We start from the raw sequence: 17,346 nt of genomic DNA on the forward strand, positions 1-17,346 counted from the left end.
GGAGACAATGATCAAACATCTGGCGGCAGCTTCGCTGCTGCTTTCAGCGTCCTGTCTTACCATCGGCCCGGCGGCGGCCGCCGATCCCGGGATCACCGACAGCGAGATCCTGATCGGCGACGTCGAGCCCTTGACCGGTCCGCCCGCGCTGCTCGGCGTCGCGGCCTCGATCGGCCACAAGATCGCGATCGCAGAAGCCAACGCCGCCGGCGGCATCAACGGCCGCAAGATCAAATATGTTCTCGAAGACGACGGCTACGTCACCGCGCGCACCATTCAAGGCGCGAAGAAAGTGATCGACGTCGACAAAGTCTTTGCGATGATCGGCATTTCCGGCTCCGGCCAATCCATCGCCGTGATGCCGGTGCTGGAAAAATCCGGCATCCCGACCGTGATCGACGTCGCGCCGGTCAAGTTCCTGTGGGAGCCGCCGCGCAAGAACGTGTTCGTGGTCGGGCAATCCTACGAGGAAGGCATCATCCACCTCGTCAATTTCCTCGCCGACAAGAACCCCGGCAAGAAATGGGGCCTGATCACCCAGGACGACGACTACGGCATCACCGTGCGCGACGGATTCGATTCCGTGGTCAAGGCCAAGAAGCTGAATGTCGTCTACAGCGGCAACTACAAGAAGGGCCAGCAGGACTTCTCGTCCGACATGCTGCAGCTGAAGGAGTCCGGCGCCGAGGTGTTCCTGGCCGGCGGCATCATCGCCGAGAACATCGCGATGATGAAGGAGCTCGAGAAGCTCAGCATCAAGCCGGTGACCGGCATTTTCTGGCCCGGCCGCATCGAGCCGGTGCTGAAGCTGATGGGACCGGCCGGCGACGGCATCTACGCGGTCGACTATGTCGAGCCGTTCGCGGGCTCAGCCGGCAAGGCGTTTCTGGAGAAGGCCAAGCCTTTGGTCTCGGAGGCCGAGTTCAAGGGCATCAACCGCTACACCATGACCGGCTACGCCGCCGCAAAGGTGCTGATCGCGGCGATCGAGCGCTGCGGCAAGCAGCCGACCTGGGCCTGCACCATCGCGGAGCTGGAGAAGACCAAGAACGTCGAGACCGGCGTGATGGCGCCGATCAGCTTCGGCCCCGGCGTCCGCTTCTCCAACCAGAAGCTCCAGATCATGCAGGCCGACGCGGCGACGCTCAGCTTCAAGCCGGTGGACTGAGAGCGATGAAGGTCCTGATCGTCTTTGCTCATCAGGAGGCGCAGTCGTTCAACGCTGCAATGCTGGCGCGGTCGGTGGCCGAATTGACCGCGCTCGGGCACGCGGTCAGGATCTCCGATCTCTACGCCATGCGCTTCAACCCGGTGGCGACAGCCGACGACTTCGGCGAGCGGCGGTTTCCCGACCGGCTGCAATATGACCGCGAGCAGAAGTACAATCTGCAACATGGTGGGCTCAGCGGCGACATCGCCGCCGAGATCGAGAAGCTGCTGTGGTGCGATGTCCTGATCCTGCAGTTTCCGCTGTGGTGGTTCTCCGTCCCCGCCATCATGAAGGGCTGGATCGACCGCGTCTTCGTCAACGGTGCGGTCTATGGCAGCGGCCGCCGTTATGACACCGGCGGCCTCAGTGGCCGCCGCGCCATGGTCGTGACCTCGACCGCGGCCTATCCTGGCATGTGCGCGCCCGACGGGCTGGTCGGCGCGCTCGACGTGGTGCTGTGGCCGATCCAGAACGGCACGCTGGCCTATGCCGGCTGCAAGGTGCTGCCGCCGTTTGTGTCGTATTCGGTGAACTTCGTCGACGAAGCGACGCGGCATCGCTATCTCGACGATTATGCGGCGCGGCTACGGCATATCGAGACCACCGAGCCGCTGTTCTTCCATCCGCTGGCGGATTTTGGCGAGGACTGGCGGCTGAAGCCGGGTGTCGCGGCGCAGGCTGTTGGACAGGGCAAATCCGTAACAAAGTAAAGTTGCCGCGACGGAAGTGCGCTCCCTCGCCCCGTTCTTACGGGGAGAGGGTTGGGGTGAGGGGCTGCCTCCGCGCACATGTTGATAGAAGCACTCGCGGAGACTCCCCCTCACCCGGATCGCATCAGCGATGCGATCCGACCTCTCCCCGCAAGCGGGGCGAGGTAAGGAAGAATCACATCCGCTTGGCGACCTCTTCCAGCATCACCTCGGTGGCGCCGCCGCCGATCGTCAGCACGCGGGCGTCGCGCACCATGCGCTCGATCGCGGTGCCGCGCATGAAGCCTGAGCCGCCGTGCAGTTGCAGGCAGCCATGCACGACCTCGTGCAGCACCTCCGGCGACAGTGCTTTGACCATCGACACTTCGCGGAGGCATTCCTTCCCGGCCGCAGCGAGCTCGGCGGCCTGATAGGCCAGCGCCCGCGCCGCGGCGGCCTTCGCGGCGAGCTGGGCGAGCTTCAGCCGCACGCCCTGCTGGTTCCAGAGCGGGCCGCCGAACGCCTGCCGTGTCTTCACATAGTTCGTCGTCAGCTCGATCGCCTTGGCGGATTCGCCGGCGCAGATGCCGCCGATGCAGATGCGCTCGTTCTGGAAGGTCTCCATGATGCCATAGAAACCCTTGTTCTCCTCGCCGAGCAGATTTTCGGCCGGCACGCGCACGTCCTGGAACGCGAGCTCGGCGGTGTCCGAGCAGAGCCAGCCATGCTTATCGAGCTTGGTCGCCGTGATGCCGGGCGTGCTGCGCTCGACGATGAACAGCGAGATGCCGCGACTGCCCTTGGCATGCGGGTCGGTGCGCGCGGCGACGATCAGGATGTCGCCATAGACCGCGTTGGTGATGAACATCTTTGCGCCGTTGATCACCCAATGGTCGCCGTCGCGCCGCGCCCGCGTCTTCAGGCCCGCGACATCGGAGCCGGCATCGGGCTCGGTCACCGCAATCGAGCAGACCGTCTCGCCACGGATGATCGCAGGCAGATATTTCTGCTTCTGCTCCGGCGTACCACGCAGACTGATGTGCACCGCCGACATATCGGTGTGCACGAGGATCGAGGAGGTGAAACCGCCGAAACTCGAGCGTCCCAATTCCTCGGCGAACACCATCGAAGCCAGCGGCCCCATGTCCGTGCCGCCATATTCGGCCGCGTGGCGCATGCCGAGGAAGCCGAGTGCGCCCATGCGGCGATAGATCTCGCGCGGAATCTTGCCGTCGCGCTCCCACGCTTCGGCATGCGGCACCACTTCCTTCTCGACGAAGCGGCGGACCTGCTCGCGCAGCATGCGCAGCTCCTCGGGCAGGTTGGGCGGCTCCGAGAAGTGGAATTCGGCTTCAGTGAGCTGGCGCGGGTCCGAGGTCATGACGTTCATTGTGGCGCCCTCTGGTGGCCGATGTGAAGATGGTTGCGCAGGAATTTCGCCAGCGATGCGATCGCCTCTCGCGCCTGCGGAATCTCGGGGAACATCTGGAACACGTGGATCATGCCGTCCCAGACCTGGAGTTCGACGTCGACACCGGCGGCCTTGGCGCGGGCAGCCAGCTCGGTCGAATCGTCCCGCACAGTCTCGCGATCTCCGACCTGCACCAGCAGCGCCGGTAGACGGGCGAGATCGGCATAAAGCGGCGAGGCCAGCGGATCGCTGACATCGCCGTCCTTGCCGAGATAGTTCCTGGCCAGCGCCAGGATCATCGCGCGCTGGTGGATCGGATCGGCCTCAGCCCTGCTCTCATAGCTCGCGCCGGTCGCAGCGAGATCGGTCCAGGGCGACATCAGAGCGCCGGCCGCCGGCAGCGGCAAGCCACGGTCTCGCGCCGCCAGCATCGCAGCGAGCACGAGATTGCCGCCGGCCGAGTCGCCGGCGAAGGCAATCTCCGCCGGACGCAGTCCCTGTTCGCGAAGATACTGATAGCCAATCAACGCCTCGTCCAGCGCGGCGGGAAAGCGATGCTCCGGCGCAAGCCGATAGTTGATCGAGAGCACACGACAGCCGGATGCATCGGCAATGCGCGCGGCCAGATCGCGATGCGAAGCGATCGAGCCGATGCGGAAGCCGCCGCCGTGAAAATAGAGGATCGCCTTGTCGCGCGGTGCGTTGGCCGGCACGAGCCATTCGCCATCGACGCCGCCGACGGAGACCGGCTGACACGTCACCGGCACCGAGCAGCCGGCAAATGCCGCGTCCCAATCGCTGCGCATCTGCGCCACGGTCGTTTCGCGGGTCCAGTTCCGATAGATCGCACGCAAGCGCGCGATCGCGCGTTCGACCGGATCGATTGCAATATCGTCGCCCGCGTTACCCATCTCAGCCGCCGATGCCCATGCCGCCGGACACGCCGAGCGTCTCGCCGGTGATATAGGCGGCCTGGTCGGAGGCCAGGAACAGTGCGGCAGCGGCGACCTCCTCCGGCTCGCCGAGGCGGCCGAGCAACGTCGCGCCGGTCATCGCCTGCAGGATCTTGTCGCCGCCCTTCGCGACCGCCTGCTCCAGCATCGGCGTGCGGATCGGCCCCGGCGCGATCGCGTTCGCGGTGATGCCAAAGCGCGCATTCTCCCGCGCAATGCTCCGGGTGAAGGAGATCACGCCGCCCTTGGCGGCGGAATAGACCGCGCCGCCCTTGGAGCCGAGCCGCGCCGCCTCCGAGGTGACATTGATGATGCGGCCGAAGCGTGCTGCCTGCATTGCCGGCAACGCGGCATGGGTGCAGGCCAAGACCGAGGTGAGATTGACCGCGATCAGGCGAGCCCAATCGTCCGCGGTCGTCTCGGTGAAGTAGGCATGCTGATCGATACCGGCATTGTTGACGACGATGTCGAACGGGCCGTCCTGCGCCATCACGGCCTGCACTGCGGTGGCGTCGCTGACGTCGAGCCCTGCAACGACTGCGCCGGTCTCGCGGGCGAGCTCCGAGGCCACGGCCGCATCGAGATCGGCGATCACGACCCTGGCGCCGGCGCCGGCAAAGCTGCGGACGATGGCGGCGCCAATGCCGCGTGCGCCGCCGGAGACGAAGGCCCGGCGGCCGTCGAGACGCCCGAATGGCAAGGTGCCGGCCACCGCGTCAGCGCCCCGTGAATACAGGCTTGCGCCGCTCGATCACGGCGGCGAGCCCTTCGCGGGCGTCGGCCATCCCCGAGAGCTCGGCGACCGTGCGCGCCTCTTCCGACAGGCACTGCTCGATGCTGCTGCCGGTGCCGGCCCAGACCAGCCGCTTGGTCGCCGCCAACGCCTTCGGCGCACCGGCCGCAAGCTCGCGCGCCAGCGCCAGCGATGCATCGGCAAGCTCGGCATCGGGCACGACCTTGGTGACGATGCCTATCTGTAACGCTTCGGCGGCCGAGATCACCGGGTTGGTGAGCAGGATCGACATCGCACGCCGCAGGCCGACCAGCCGCGACAGCGTGACCGAGACGCCGGCATCCGGCGCCATCGCCACCCGCGTCGCGCCGGCAAGGAACTTGGCCGATTCCGCCGCGATCACGAGGTCGGACGCGCAGACCAGGCCGAAGCCGCCACCGCCCGCCGCAAAGCCCTGCACCGAGGCGATGACCGGCGCTTCCAGCCGCAGCAATCCGGTCACTGCATTCTGCAGATAGGCAGTGGCTTGCCGAATATAGTCCGGCAGCTTCTCGCCCTTGGAAGCAAAGGCGCGAACGTCGCCGCCCGCGCAGAAATTGGTGCCCTCGCCGCTCAACAACACGACGCGCAAATCCGGATGGCCGTGGCAGATCATGATGGCGTCGCACAGCGCGCTCAGCAGCTCGGCGCTCATGCCGTTGGCCGCATCAGGCCGGTTCAGCCGCAGCCGCGCGATGCCGTCGGTGATGTCGAGCAGAACGGGGCCCTTGTCGATCATGGCAAGATCTTTCCCTAGACCAGGAATGACAGTGTGTAGATCGCCTTGTCGTTGTTGACGAGGATGACCTTCTTGGCAGCCATCCGCAATTCGCCATCGACATGGCGCAGCCGGTATTCATTGCGCGCCGCCCATAGCGTGTCGTCGCGCAGGCTCGACTCGAAAATCAGGCTGTTGCTGGCGACCGCGATGTCGCCGTCATCCGGCTGCTCGTCCATCAATTCGATGTTGGAGATCAGCCGGCGCAGGTTCGACTGCGGCGTCTGGGTGAAGTGCTTGCCGGTCATCAGCTGGCGGACGCGCAGCGCGATCCGCGAGCGGTTGTCGTAGATGATCGACATCTGCCGCTCCGGATCGATGTCGGCGCCGTTGGCCGGCACCCAATAGACGCCGTCGTCGGTCCAGAGCTTTTCCCAGGCCTCGTATTGATGCTCGTCCTGCAACCGCGCCTCGCGGTAAAGGAAGGCGGTGATGGCGCTCATCAAGGTGGCGCTGCTCTCGCGCGACAGCATCAGACCGGCTCCATCAGCTTGCGATAATGGGTCCAGATGCCGCGCGACGGCACCTCGTCGGTGACGTGGCCGACCGTGAAGCCGAGCTCGTCCTGCCGCTGACGCTTCTCGCCGCGGCCGAGGAAGATCCATTCCGGATTGCGCGCCTGCACGCCACGGTGGCAGCGCTCGTACATTTCGGAATCGTCCGCGAGCAGGAAGCCGGCCGGGCCGACCGAGCCCATGGTCTGCTGCCGCAGCCTGCGGTTCAGATCGGGCGCGCCCTTGAATTGCAGCGCGGTGACGTGCTGCACGCTGTCGTCGACGCCGAGCGGCTGGATCACGAACATCTGGATCTCGGCGATGAACAGGTTCGGGAAGATCATCACATGCGGCGTGCCGTCGATCATGATCTCGCGCGCCGCGGTGTCGCCATAGGTCGTCTTCATCCGCGCGGTATAGTCCGGCAGCCGCTCCTCGCTGGTGCCGAACCAGCTCATCGGCGCAGCGCGCTTGCGGAACTCGGGCCGCAGGTCGATCTCGGTATGGCCATTGCCGTAGTCGCGCGTCAGCGCGCTCGAGGCACCGCCGTAGAGCTTGCCGATCATGCTGTCGGCGACGCCGAAGATCGAGGTGTGCACGAAGGCCGGATGATAGCCGTCGCACTCGTTCTCCAGGATGAACTTCCAGTTCGCCTTGACGCGGTGCTTGAGGAAGCCCGCCGTGATCTCGACCTCGCCCTCCGGCGAGGTGCGCACCAGGCGATCGATGGTTTCGGCGGCACCGCCGAGATGCTCCTTCAGGGTCGGGCCATCGGCCGCGAACGAGCCGAACACGAAGCCCCGATAGGACTCGACGCGCGTCACCCGCCCGAGCGCGAGCTGCGCCTTGTCCTGCCCCTCGTAACCGTCAGGGAAGGCATAGCCGACCAGGCGGCCGTCATTGGCAAAGGTCCAGGAGTGGAACGGACAGGTGAATGAGCGCGCATTGCCGCGCTCAAAGGAGCAGACCTGGTTGCCGCGATGCGAGCAGCGGTTGAGCAAGAGATTGACCTTGCCCTGCTCGTCGCGCGTCATGATCACGGATTGCGGGCCGATCGACTTGACGACGTAGTCGTTGGCATTCGGCACCTCGCTCTCATGGCCGACATAGACCCAGGTCCGGTACCAGATGTTCTTGAGCTCGGCTTCGAAGATACCGGGATCGGTGTAGAGCGATCCGTGCACCCGGTCGGGCCGGATCAACCGCTCCCATGGCGGGACGCCGGTCATCATGTTCATCGCTCCGTCTCCCTCGCCGGCCGCTCGCCACGGCTTGTCGTTATCGGCCTCAAATAATAATCCGAACGACCGTTCGGTGAATTAATAGCATGGGCGACCTGGGCCGGCAAGCCTTCTTTACGAAGGCGGCGCTGATCCGCGGAACAGCGCGCAACGATGCAATTCCCGGTGGTCAGCGGCGCAACGCTTCAGCCCTGCGCCGCGCCGCCGTCGCGTTCGCCGCCTGCGATCTGCTGCAGCATCGACTTCGGCGTCGTCGCGAGCTCGATCTTGAGCTGGTCGCAGATTGCCCGTCGCAGCAGTCGCTCGATCTCCGTCGCGGCATCGCGGTTGGCGGCCCGCGCGGCCTCGCCGCTCGCCCAGAGCAGAAGCTCTCCGAGCCGCCGGTCGCCGGCGTCGCGCACCGCCTCGATCGCGGCAGCGTTCGACATGTTGCCCTGAACGCGGGGCGTTATGGGAATCTCTGGATGAATCATGCCATCGGCCAACCGCGTCACGGCCGCGAAAGCGTCGTCCTGCAAACGCACCTGCTCGAGCAGCGGCCCGGCCTTCCAGTCGGCGGCGAGCTTCAAGCCGTTCAGGGCGTAGATCGCTGAAAATACCTGCCCGCGGACGAAATCGTCGTTGCTGTGCGGCACGACATGGCTTTGCAGGGCATCGATGATACCGTCGATCAGGCGCTCGAAGGATGCACTCATGCTGCGGCCTCCAATGCGCGCTCAAAGGCCCGCACGATCGAGGGCATCTGGCTTGCCATCACCGCAAGCCGCATGTCGTTGAAGCGATCGACCTCGAAGGCGCGCACCGCGCACATCTGGATCGCTGCCGCCTGATACAGCGCATAGGCCTCGTAGAATGCGAGGCTCTTGTCCGAAACCGCAATGCCGGAGGCGTTCTGATAAAGGTCGATCACCTCGGCGCGCTCGAGCACGCCGTAGAGCTTGCGGCTCCTGGCATTGAAGGTCGGCATCATCGCCCAGGCCAGATCCTCACGGGGATCGCCGAGATGGGTCAGCTCCCAATCGAGGATGGCGGTGATCCGCCCCTCGTGCTCGATGAAATTGCCGATCCGGTAATCGCCATGCACGATGGTGCGGCGCGACGGCTGCGGGCAGTTGTCGTGGAGCCAGCGTCCGCCCCAATCGAGCAGCGGATAATAGCGCGCGGTCGGACGCGCCAGCGAGGCGCGCCAGCCGGCGATCGCCTGCACCTCAGCGCGCTCGTCGCCCCGCTGCAGCGATACGAACGGCGTTGCGTCCGGATCGATCCGGTGCAGCGACGCAAGGATCTCGACGAACTGCCGGGCGATGGCACGCTTGTGGTCCGGATCGAGCTCGCTCGCCGCCCAGGGCGCGGGAACGTCGCCCTCGATGTGCTCGCAGATGAAGAAAGGAAAGCCGATCTCGGCGCCATCCTGCTCAGAAGAGACCAGCGCCGGAACCGGAACACCGCTTCCAGCCAATGCTTGCAACGCAAAGACCTGCGGCAGCACCGAGTAAGGCGCAAACAACCCGTTCGGCGGTCCCACGCGCAGGATCAACTTGCGCTCTCCATCGGCGGCGGAGCGCGCGACGAAGGCGTAGGTGATCCAGGAGAAGCCCGACGATTTGCGGCCGAAGCTCGTGATCTCGGTCCCGCTTCCGGATATCCGCGACAGATGCAGCGCGAGCGCCGTCCGCACCGCATCGTCATTCACCACGACGGGGCGGGTCGGCACCGGCGCGGCAGCTGTCACATCATCGGATCGTTGGGCAGCCTCCAGCATCAATTCACCGACCTCGTATAACCCTGCCACTTCTCCTCGCGCAGCGCCGACTTCATGATCTTGCCGGAGCCGGTCAGCGGCAACGGCTCGAGCCGGATATCGACCGAGCGCGGGCATTTGTAGCCCGCGATCAGGGTGCGGCAATGCGCGATCACCATGTCGGAATCGAGCCGCGCGCCGTCCTTCGGCACCACGATCGCATGCACTGCCTCGCCCCATTGCGGATCGGGCACCGCGATGACGGCGCACTCCTTGACGTGCTCGTGCTGGAAGATGGCGTTCTCCACCTCGCCGGAATAGACGTTCTCGCCGCCGGAGACGATCATGTCCTTCAGGCGGTCGACGATATAGACGAAGCCGTCCTCATCCATCCAGGCGCCGTCACCGGTGTGCAGCCAGCCGTTGCGCAGCACCCGCGCGCTTTCCTCCGGCTTGCGCCAGTAGCCGAGCATCACGCCGGCGCCGCGGATCGCAATCTCGCCGACCGTGCCGCGCGGCACCTCGTTGCCCGCGGAATCGACGATGCGGATCTCGACGCCCGGCGCTGCCCGGCCGGCCGATTTGCGCTTGCTCGCCAGCGGTCCTTCCAGCACGTGATATTCCCACGGCAAGATCGTCGCCAGCGCCGCGCTTTCGGTCATTCCGTAGCCCTGGTGGAAGCGCCAGCTCGGCAGCACGCGCATCAGCTTGACCAGCAGTGCATCCGGCATCGGCGAAGCGCCATACTCGCAATCCCTGACGCTGCTCAGATCATACGCCCCGAAGGACGGATGATTGAGCATCATGTTGAGCATGGTCGGCACGAACAAGCAGTAATCCACCTTATGCTCGGCGATGGTCCGCATCGCGAGCTCAGGCTCGAATTTCGGGATCGTGACATGGGTGCCGCCGACCAGGGTCAGCGCAATCATCGGCGAGGTGCCGGCCAGATGGAACATGCCGGCCGAGTGCAGATACCTGGTGTCCTCGCGGAAGCGCAGCGCATAGATCCACACCAGCGATTCATAGATGATGTTGGCGTGCGACAGCATCACTCCCTTGGGGAAGCCGGTGGTGCCGCCGGTGTAGAAGATCCCGGCGAGATCGTTATAGGCGCCGGACGCATCCTCGACCGGGGCGTGCGCAACGAGCTCGTCATAGCTCCGCATGCCGTCGGGAGCCCGCCCCTCATCCAGATGGACCATCGCGGTGAGTGATTTTGCGCCGCGCAGCGCGGATCCAATCTCGGCAAAGGCCTTGTCGACCAGCAGCAGCTTCGGCGTGGAATCGTCGATCGCATAGGCGTTTTCGGCGACCGCCCAGCGCGTGTTGAGCGGCACCGCGACCGCGCCGGCCCAGGCGATGGCATAGAGCGCCTCGATATAGAGATCGCTGTTGTGCGCGAGGATCGCGACCCGATCGCCGGGCTCGATGCCGAGCCGCCGCAGCCCGCCCGCAGCACAGGCGACGCGCCGGCCGATCTCCTTCCAGCTCCGCGACCGTCCGGCATGGATGGTGCCCGGTGAATCCTTGCGCAACTGCACCGCCGAGATGAGCGCCTGCGTCAGCTTCATGTTTCCTCCTCGTCGCCACGCGGCCGCGGCCGCCTGCGGATGTTTCCGTCATGCGTGCAGCCGATACGCTGCCCGGAGATTCCAGTTGATAATCCGGACAGACGGTCTATTATTGCACGACCGACGCGACGGGTAAAGCCCTTGAAGGCACCGCCGCCGGGATCAACCAGCCCCGCAAAAGAGGGCGTCATGGGAGGGGAAGATGCGGAAGCCAATCGTCACGCTTGCGGTGTGGGCGTTCGCGCTGTCAGGCGCGTTCGGACCAGCGAATGCCCAGAAGGCCTATGGTCCCGGGGTCAGCGACACCGAGATCATCCTCGGCGCCAATGCGCCCTACAGCGGTCCGGCGTCGATCTATGCGAGCTTCCCGAAGACCATGCTCGCCTATTTCGCGATGCTGAACGAAAAAGGCGGCATCAACGGCCGCCACATCAACTTCCTGACCCGCGACGACGCCTATAGCCCGCCCAAGACCGTCGAGGTGACGCGCGCGCTGGTCGAGAACGACAAGGTGCTCGCGATCATGGCGCCGTTCGGCACGCCGACCAACGCCGCGATCCAGAAGTACCTCAACAGCAACGGCGTCCCGCAACTGCTGGTGCAGAGCGGCGGCACGCGCTGGAACGACCCGAAGCAGTTTCCCTGGACGACGCCCTACTCGCCGACCTACGTCAACGAGTCCCGGATCATCGCCCGCTATGTCCTGCGCGAGAAGCCCGACGCCAAGATCGGCGTGCTCTTGCAGGCCGACGACATCGGCAAGGATTTTGTCCTTGGCCTGAAGGAAGGGCTGGGCGCGAAAGCCGATACGATGATCGTCAAGGAGGCGATGTATCAATCGACCGAGCCGACGATCGACTCCCAGATCGTGAACCTGAAGGCGTCGGGCGCCGATACCATCCTGATCGCGGCGCAGAACAAGTTCGCCTCGATGGCGATCCGCAAGATCCACGAGCTCGGATGGAAGCCGCTGATCTTCCTCGGCTCGACCGCCAATTCGATCGCCGGCGTGCTGGTGCCCGCGGGAATCGAAGCCTCGACCGGCATCCTGACCACGACAAGCTACAAGACGCCGAACGATCCGGCCTGGACCAACGACAAGGGCATGACCGACTATCTCGCCTTTGCCGCGAAATACATGCCGGGCATGGACCCGAACGACGTGATCGCGGTGACCGGCTACACCACGGCGCAGCTCGGTGCGATCATCCTGCAACGCTGCGGCGACAATCTCACCCGGGAGAACGTGCTGAAGCAGGCCACAAATCTCAGCGGCATCGAGCTGCCGATGCTGCTGCCGGGTATCACGATCCAGACCACGCCGCAGGATTACGCGGCGATCACCGAACGCCGCTTCGCCCGCTTCGACGGCAAGACCTGGGTGCTGTTCGGCGACATCGTCGGCGTGGGAACGGCCAAGGAAGCAGCCAAGGAAGCGGCCAAGAACTGACCACACCGCACATCGAAGGACCGAGGCTCAAACATCAAGGACAAGAACAATGCTGACAGCCCAGGACGATCTCATCGGCCACCAGACGCCGCAGCCATTTGCCAAGGCAGGCGGCGGTGATGTCAGGTTCACCGAGCGCTACTGGTACACCGCGCATCCGATCGACGGCAGCGAACTCTTGATCGACATCGGGCTCGGCTATTATCCGAACCGCAACGTGATGGACGGCTTTGCCGGCATCACGATCGGCCGCCGCCAACATAATTTCCGCGCCTCGCGGCGGCTCGGAACGCGCCCGCTGGAGACGGAGGTCGGTGGACTCAGGATCGAGATCGTCGAGGGCATGGGCCTGCACAGGATCTCGCTCGCCGACAATCCGTCCGGAATCAGCTTCGCGCTCGAATTCAAGGCGAGCTTTCCGGCGGCGCAGGAGAAGCAGAACTTCCGCGAGCGCAACGGCGTCGTCGAGGAGGATCTGGCGCGTGTCTCGCAATTCGGCCGCTGGCGCGGCTGGATCGTCGCCGACGGCAAGCGCTACGTGATCGAACCCGAACTGTGGTGGGGACAGCGCGACCGCTCCTGGGGCCTGCGCTCGGAGATGCGCACCGACGAGACGCGCCCGCCGGTTGCAACCCATCGCAATTTCTTCTGGACCTGGTCGATGTTCCAGTTCGAAACGTCGGCGCTGTCGATCTTCATCAAGGAGCGGACGCCCGGCAAGCCGCATTATCTCTCGGGCACCGAGTTCCGCCGCGAGGCCGATGGATCGGTGTCGCACCGCGAGGTGACCTCGGTCGAGCACACAATCGACTGGGCCGATGATCCGCTCGGCCAGACCATCGCCGTGGCCGATTTCACCTTCGCCTTCGATCGCGGCGAGCCGCGCCACGTCAGGATGCAGGGATTGCCGATACGGTTTTATCTCAAGGCCGGCATGTATGGCGGGCTGCAAGGCTGGACCCACGGCGACGACCGCGGCGAAAACCATGCCGCGCACGACGTCTGGAACCTGGACGACGTCGCGACCCGCGCCATCGCACGAACGCTGTCGGACCATGTTGTCCGGCTCGAGAGCGGCAACGAGAGCGGATTTGGCATCAGCGAGTATGGCGTCGCCGCCGGCTATCCGCGCTATCCGGGGCCGCAGAAATTCCCGGCGATGTGATCGGGATGGACGGACAAGGCATCCGCGTCCCGGAGAGTAACGAAGCCAGGTGCGATCACTGGGACAACCGGGCGGCCGAGGCGCTGGTCTCGCTCGAGACCATCGCCCCGCTCCGCTATCGCAGCCGCTTCGGCGACGGCAACCTCAACGGCCGTTCCTATGGCGGCCAGATCCTCGGCCAGGCCATGATGGCGGCGACGCTCAGTGCGCCCCAAGATCGCCCGGCGGAGATGCTGCAGCTGTTGTTCCTGCGCGGCGCCGATCCGACCCGGCGCATCACGTTCGACGCACGGGTCCTGCAGGACGGCAAGCGGTTCTCCTCTCGCCATGTCGTAGGCCGGCAGGGCGACCAGACGGTCCTGAGCGCGCAGGCCACGTTCTGTGCGCCACAGCCGGGCCCGCGGCACGCCGCACCGTTCGCACGATCGGAGGATCCCGAAAGCCTGCCCGATCTCTCGATGATCCCCGACGCGCTGATGGCGCAGTTGCGGCCGCTCGGCCCCTACTCGCAGCACATCAAGCCCAGCATGGATTTTCGGATCCCCGAGATCGAACGCCAGCTCTCCGCCGCGACGGCGGAGCCGCGCTTGCGCTTCTGGATCAGATGCCGGCGGCCGCTTGGCGCTGGTTCCCGCGCACAGGCCGCGGTGTTCGCCTATCTCTCGGACTGGTGGCTCAACTTCTCCAGCGTCGGCGGCCATCTCCGCGATTTGCAGTCACGGGCGCCGCTCTATCTGTCGAGCCTCAACCATTGCATCTGGTTTCACCGCGCATTTTCGCCTGACGCCTGGATGCACGTCGACACCGAGAGCCCGTGCGCCGATGGCGGCCGTGGGCTGTCGATCGCCCGCGTCCATGACCGCAATGGGTCGATGCTCGCGACATCGATCCAGGAAACCCTGATGGCGCATCCCGACGGCGACGCGTAAGCCACGCCGCGACAGTTGAGTGCGCGCGGTGATCGCAGCCGGGTTGCAGTCGATGCGCCGCGCCGGTTCCACCGTCTGTTGAATCCCGGCAACACCGTCAGACAAAAACGCGCAATCGCGCAGATTGTGCGTTTTGAATCACGAAGGCGCCGCATCCCTGTCAAATCCTGTTCGCGGGTGGCGCAACAAGAACACTATGGGGAAAACCTACATGCAGCAGGCACCGCTGGCCGCACGGAGTGCGGAGTCGTCTGGATATGTCCTCTACTTCCAGCTCGCCAGCAATGGCACGAGACGCGCGTGCAGTCTGACGATCCAGGCCGAAAGCGCCAACGAGGCGGCGCGAATCTTTCGCGAGAACTGGGGCGAGATCGAATCGATGGCGCGCGACGGCGTGAGCACCGGAATGGTCGGCTCGGCGCCGGTCAGTCTGGCGATGTCCTAGGGCACATCGCGCGCGAGCCCCATCGCGTCTTAGAATGATTCAAATCCAATCCGGTTAGAGAGATTCAAGTCTGCTCCGGTTCTTTTTGCGCGCGCCGACTGCTAGAGGCGCGGCGTGAATGAGTTCGCGTGAATCGGAAGTCCACGAGTGCCTGTGAATGCTGATGGCCGCCTTGTCGGCGATCGTCGAAATGCCGCCGACAAGGGCCGCACCCACCTGCTGATCGGCGCAGCCTTCCTGCTCGCCGATGTCTCCTCCGCGGTGACGCCGGCAAACGCCCAATCGAGCGTCCCGCTGCCGCCTGTTTCGGTCGACCAACCGTCGCAGAAGCGCAAGCCGGCAGCCGCTGCGGCGAGATCCGCACAGCGAACCCGGGCGGCTGCCGCGGCACGGCCGCGCAGCCGCAATGCCCAGCCTGCGCCGCCGACGGCGTCGGAGCGCGCAGCTGCGGCCGCCGCCGTGCTGAACGAAGCCAAGCTGCACTATCGCGCGATGCCGAGCTCGACCACGCTGCGCAGCGGCGCCTCGCCGCTCGATACCTCGCAATCGGTCAACATCGTGCCCGAGCAGGTGTTGAAGGATCAGCTGCCGCGCAATCTCGACGATGCGCTGGCCAATGTCAGCGGCGTCACCCAGGCCAACACGCTGGCCGGCACCCAGGACGCGGTGATGCGCCGGGGCTTCGGCGACAACCGTGACGGCTCGATCATGCGCAACGGCATGCCGCTGGTGCAGGGCCGCAGCCTCAACGCGTCAGTCGAAAGCGTCGAGGTGCTGAAGGGCCCGGCCTCGCTGCTCTACGGCATCATGGATCCCGGCGGCATCGTCAACACGATCAGCAAGCGCCCCGAACTCTATCAGCACGGCTCCGTGACCCTGCTCGGCTCGACCTACGCCAATAACAAGAGCGGCGCCGACGGCACCATCGACATCACCGGCCCGATCGGCGATCGCGGCCTCGCCTACCGCTTCATCGGCTATGGCGTCAGCGAGGATTACTGGCGCAATTTCGGGCGTCATCGCGAGATGCTGGTCGCGCCGTCGCTGGCCTGGTACGGCGAGAACACCACCGTCCAGATCAATTACGAGCACCGCGAATTCATCTCGCCGTTCGACCGCGGCACCGCGTTCGATCCCGCGACCAAGGCGCCGCTTAAGATCCCCGCGACACGCCGGCTCGACGAGCCCTTCAACAACATGTGGGGAACCTCCGACCTGATGCAGGCCTCGGTCGAGCACCGCCTGAACCAGGACTGGAAGCTGTTCGCGGCCTACAGCTACAACACCGAGACGTTCAGCGCCAATCAGCTCCGCATCACCGGCATCAACGCCAAGACCGGCGTCGAGACCCGCAGCAATGACGGCACATGGGGCTCGCTCAGCAATGCGAGCTACGGCACCTCCTATCTACAGGGCAACGTCTGGCTCGGCGGTTTCCGCAACGAGGTGCTGTTCGGCGGCGACGGCCAGTATCGGACGATCTACCGCGATAATCTGATCCGGCAGTCGACGCCGAGCTTCAACTTCTACAATCCTGTCTATGGGCTGATCACGCCGGGGACCACGGTGTCCGCCGCCGACAGCGCCCAGACCGACAAGCTCGGCCAATGGTCACTGTTCTTCCAGGACACGCTGCATTTGACCGAGCGCTTTGCGCTGGTCGGCGGCGTGCGATACATGGATTACGACCAGCTCGCCGGCAAGGGCCGGCCGTTCATCACCAACACCAACGTGTCGGCCGACAAGGTGCTGCCGCTCGGCGGCGCCATCTTCAAGCTCACCGACCAGGTCTCGCTCTATGCGAGCTTCACCCAGTCTCTGAAGCCGAATTCGACGATCGCGCCCCTGAGCAATGGCGGCGGCGTCGTGCTCGGCTCCAACATCGCGCCCGAGGAAGGCACCCAGTACGAGGCCGGCCTCAAATTCGATCTCAACAAGCGGCTCTCCGGCACGGTCGCGGTCTACGACATCGAGAAGCGCAACGTGCTGGTGAGCACGCTCGACACCTCCAGCGGCCTCAACGTGTACACGACGGCCGGCAAGGTGCGCTCACGCGGCGCCGAGTTCGACGTCACCGGCAGGCTGACTGACAATTGGAGCGTGATCGGCAGCTACGGCTACACCGACGCGCGGGTGACCGAGGATCCGACCTACGCCGGCAAGCAACTGCAGAACGTCGCCCTGAATACGGCCTCGCTCTACCTCGTCTATGATTTCGGCACGACCCTGCCCGGCCGGCTTCGGCTCGGCGGCGGCGCACGCTATGTCGGCGACCGTCCTGGCGATGCCGCCAACAGCTTCGTGCTGCCGTCCTACACGGTCGCGGACGTGTTTGCGACCTACGAGACCAAGGTCGAGACGTTGCCGGTGATCTACCAGTTCAACGTCAAGAACCTGTTCGATACCGTCTACTATCCCTCGGCCGTCAGCAATCTGGCCGTGGCGATGGGCGACGCACGGCGCTTCTCGCTCTCGGCGACGGTGAAATTCTAGC

Annotated in this window: 16 protein-coding genes; 7 read left to right on the top strand and 9 right to left on the bottom strand. The window is 65.2% G+C overall.

The features are described 5' to 3' along the window. Positions 1 to 7: 7 nt before the first annotated feature. Entirely contained in the window at positions 8 to 1,168 is a 1,161-nt protein-coding gene (locus BI327_RS22125; protein ID WP_076862850.1) for an ABC transporter substrate-binding protein, read from the top strand. A 5-nt stretch (positions 1,169 to 1,173) separates the two neighbouring features. Further along, positions 1,174 to 1,920 (top strand): NAD(P)H-dependent oxidoreductase, encoded by a 747-nt coding sequence (locus BI327_RS22130; protein ID WP_076862851.1) that lies wholly within the window; start codon positions 1,174 to 1,176, stop codon positions 1,918 to 1,920. A 175-nt stretch (positions 1,921 to 2,095) separates the two neighbouring features. Here BI327_RS22130 and BI327_RS22135 read toward each other — a convergent pair whose 3' ends face one another. From BI327_RS22135 to BI327_RS22175, 9 genes are all read right to left on the bottom strand, one after another. Next, the gene (locus BI327_RS22135) at positions 2,096 to 3,289 is read right to left on the bottom strand and encodes an acyl-CoA dehydrogenase family protein (protein ID WP_083742186.1); all 1,194 of its coding nucleotides are present in this window, start codon (positions 3,287 to 3,289) and stop codon (positions 2,096 to 2,098) included. Next, complete coding sequence (locus BI327_RS22140; protein WP_076862852.1) at positions 3,286 to 4,221, bottom strand: alpha/beta hydrolase; 936 nt, start codon at positions 4,219 to 4,221, stop codon at positions 3,286 to 3,288. The genes BI327_RS22135 and BI327_RS22140 overlap by 4 nt, the downstream gene beginning before the upstream one ends. A 1-nt stretch (position 4,222) precedes the next feature. Beyond that, on the bottom strand, positions 4,223 to 4,975 hold the full coding sequence (locus BI327_RS22145; protein ID WP_076862854.1) for an SDR family NAD(P)-dependent oxidoreductase: 753 nt from the start codon (positions 4,973 to 4,975) through the stop codon (positions 4,223 to 4,225). A gap of 4 nt (positions 4,976 to 4,979) precedes the next feature. Further along, entirely contained in the window at positions 4,980 to 5,774 is a 795-nt protein-coding gene (locus BI327_RS22150; protein WP_076862856.1) for an enoyl-CoA hydratase/isomerase family protein, read from the bottom strand. 14 nt (positions 5,775 to 5,788) lie between these two features. Beyond that, positions 5,789 to 6,286, bottom strand: coding sequence for an aromatic-ring-hydroxylating dioxygenase subunit beta (locus BI327_RS22155; protein ID WP_038387409.1), 498 nt, complete (start codon positions 6,284 to 6,286; stop codon positions 5,789 to 5,791). Continuing rightward, positions 6,286 to 7,545 (bottom strand): aromatic ring-hydroxylating oxygenase subunit alpha, encoded by a 1,260-nt coding sequence (locus tag BI327_RS22160; protein ID WP_076862858.1) that lies wholly within the window; start codon positions 7,543 to 7,545, stop codon positions 6,286 to 6,288. The genes BI327_RS22155 and BI327_RS22160 overlap by 1 nt, the downstream gene beginning before the upstream one ends. A 188-nt stretch (positions 7,546 to 7,733) precedes the next feature. Beyond that, positions 7,734 to 8,243, bottom strand: coding sequence for a hypothetical protein (locus BI327_RS22165; RefSeq protein WP_076862860.1), 510 nt, complete (start codon positions 8,241 to 8,243; stop codon positions 7,734 to 7,736). Continuing rightward, positions 8,240 to 9,340: a phosphotransferase family protein gene (locus BI327_RS22170; RefSeq protein ID WP_159450483.1), complete on the bottom strand. Its 1,101-nt coding sequence runs from the start codon at positions 9,338 to 9,340 to the stop codon at positions 8,240 to 8,242. Before BI327_RS22170 ends, BI327_RS22165 begins: the two co-directional genes overlap by 4 nt. Further along, on the bottom strand, positions 9,310 to 10,863 hold the full coding sequence (locus BI327_RS22175; RefSeq protein WP_076862864.1) for an acyl-CoA synthetase: 1,554 nt from the start codon (positions 10,861 to 10,863) through the stop codon (positions 9,310 to 9,312). The genes BI327_RS22170 and BI327_RS22175 overlap by 31 nt, the downstream gene beginning before the upstream one ends. A gap of 202 nt (positions 10,864 to 11,065) precedes the next feature. Between BI327_RS22175 and BI327_RS22180 the strand changes: the two genes are divergently transcribed. From BI327_RS22180 to BI327_RS22200, 5 genes are all read left to right on the top strand, one after another. Next, complete coding sequence (locus BI327_RS22180; protein WP_076862866.1) at positions 11,066 to 12,313, top strand: ABC transporter substrate-binding protein; 1,248 nt, start codon at positions 11,066 to 11,068, stop codon at positions 12,311 to 12,313. Between the two features lie 49 nt (positions 12,314 to 12,362). Then, on the top strand, positions 12,363 to 13,478 hold the full coding sequence (locus tag BI327_RS22185) for a hypothetical protein (protein WP_076862868.1): 1,116 nt from the start codon (positions 12,363 to 12,365) through the stop codon (positions 13,476 to 13,478). 5 nt (positions 13,479 to 13,483) lie between these two features. Continuing rightward, the gene (locus BI327_RS22190) at positions 13,484 to 14,407 is read left to right on the top strand and encodes an acyl-CoA thioesterase (protein WP_083742187.1); all 924 of its coding nucleotides are present in this window, start codon (positions 13,484 to 13,486) and stop codon (positions 14,405 to 14,407) included. A gap of 211 nt (positions 14,408 to 14,618) precedes the next feature. Continuing rightward, complete coding sequence (locus BI327_RS42415; RefSeq protein ID WP_159450484.1) at positions 14,619 to 14,852, top strand: hypothetical protein; 234 nt, start codon at positions 14,619 to 14,621, stop codon at positions 14,850 to 14,852. Between the two features lie 153 nt (positions 14,853 to 15,005). Then, positions 15,006 to 17,345, top strand: a complete 2,340-nt coding sequence (locus BI327_RS22200) for a TonB-dependent siderophore receptor (protein WP_076862870.1) — start codon at positions 15,006 to 15,008, stop codon at positions 17,343 to 17,345. The last annotated feature ends 1 nt before the right edge of the window (position 17,346 follow it).

Origin of the sequence: Bradyrhizobium mercantei, from assembly GCF_001982635.1 — a bacterium.
Taxonomy (GTDB): Bacteria; Pseudomonadota; Alphaproteobacteria; order Rhizobiales; family Xanthobacteraceae; genus Bradyrhizobium; species Bradyrhizobium mercantei.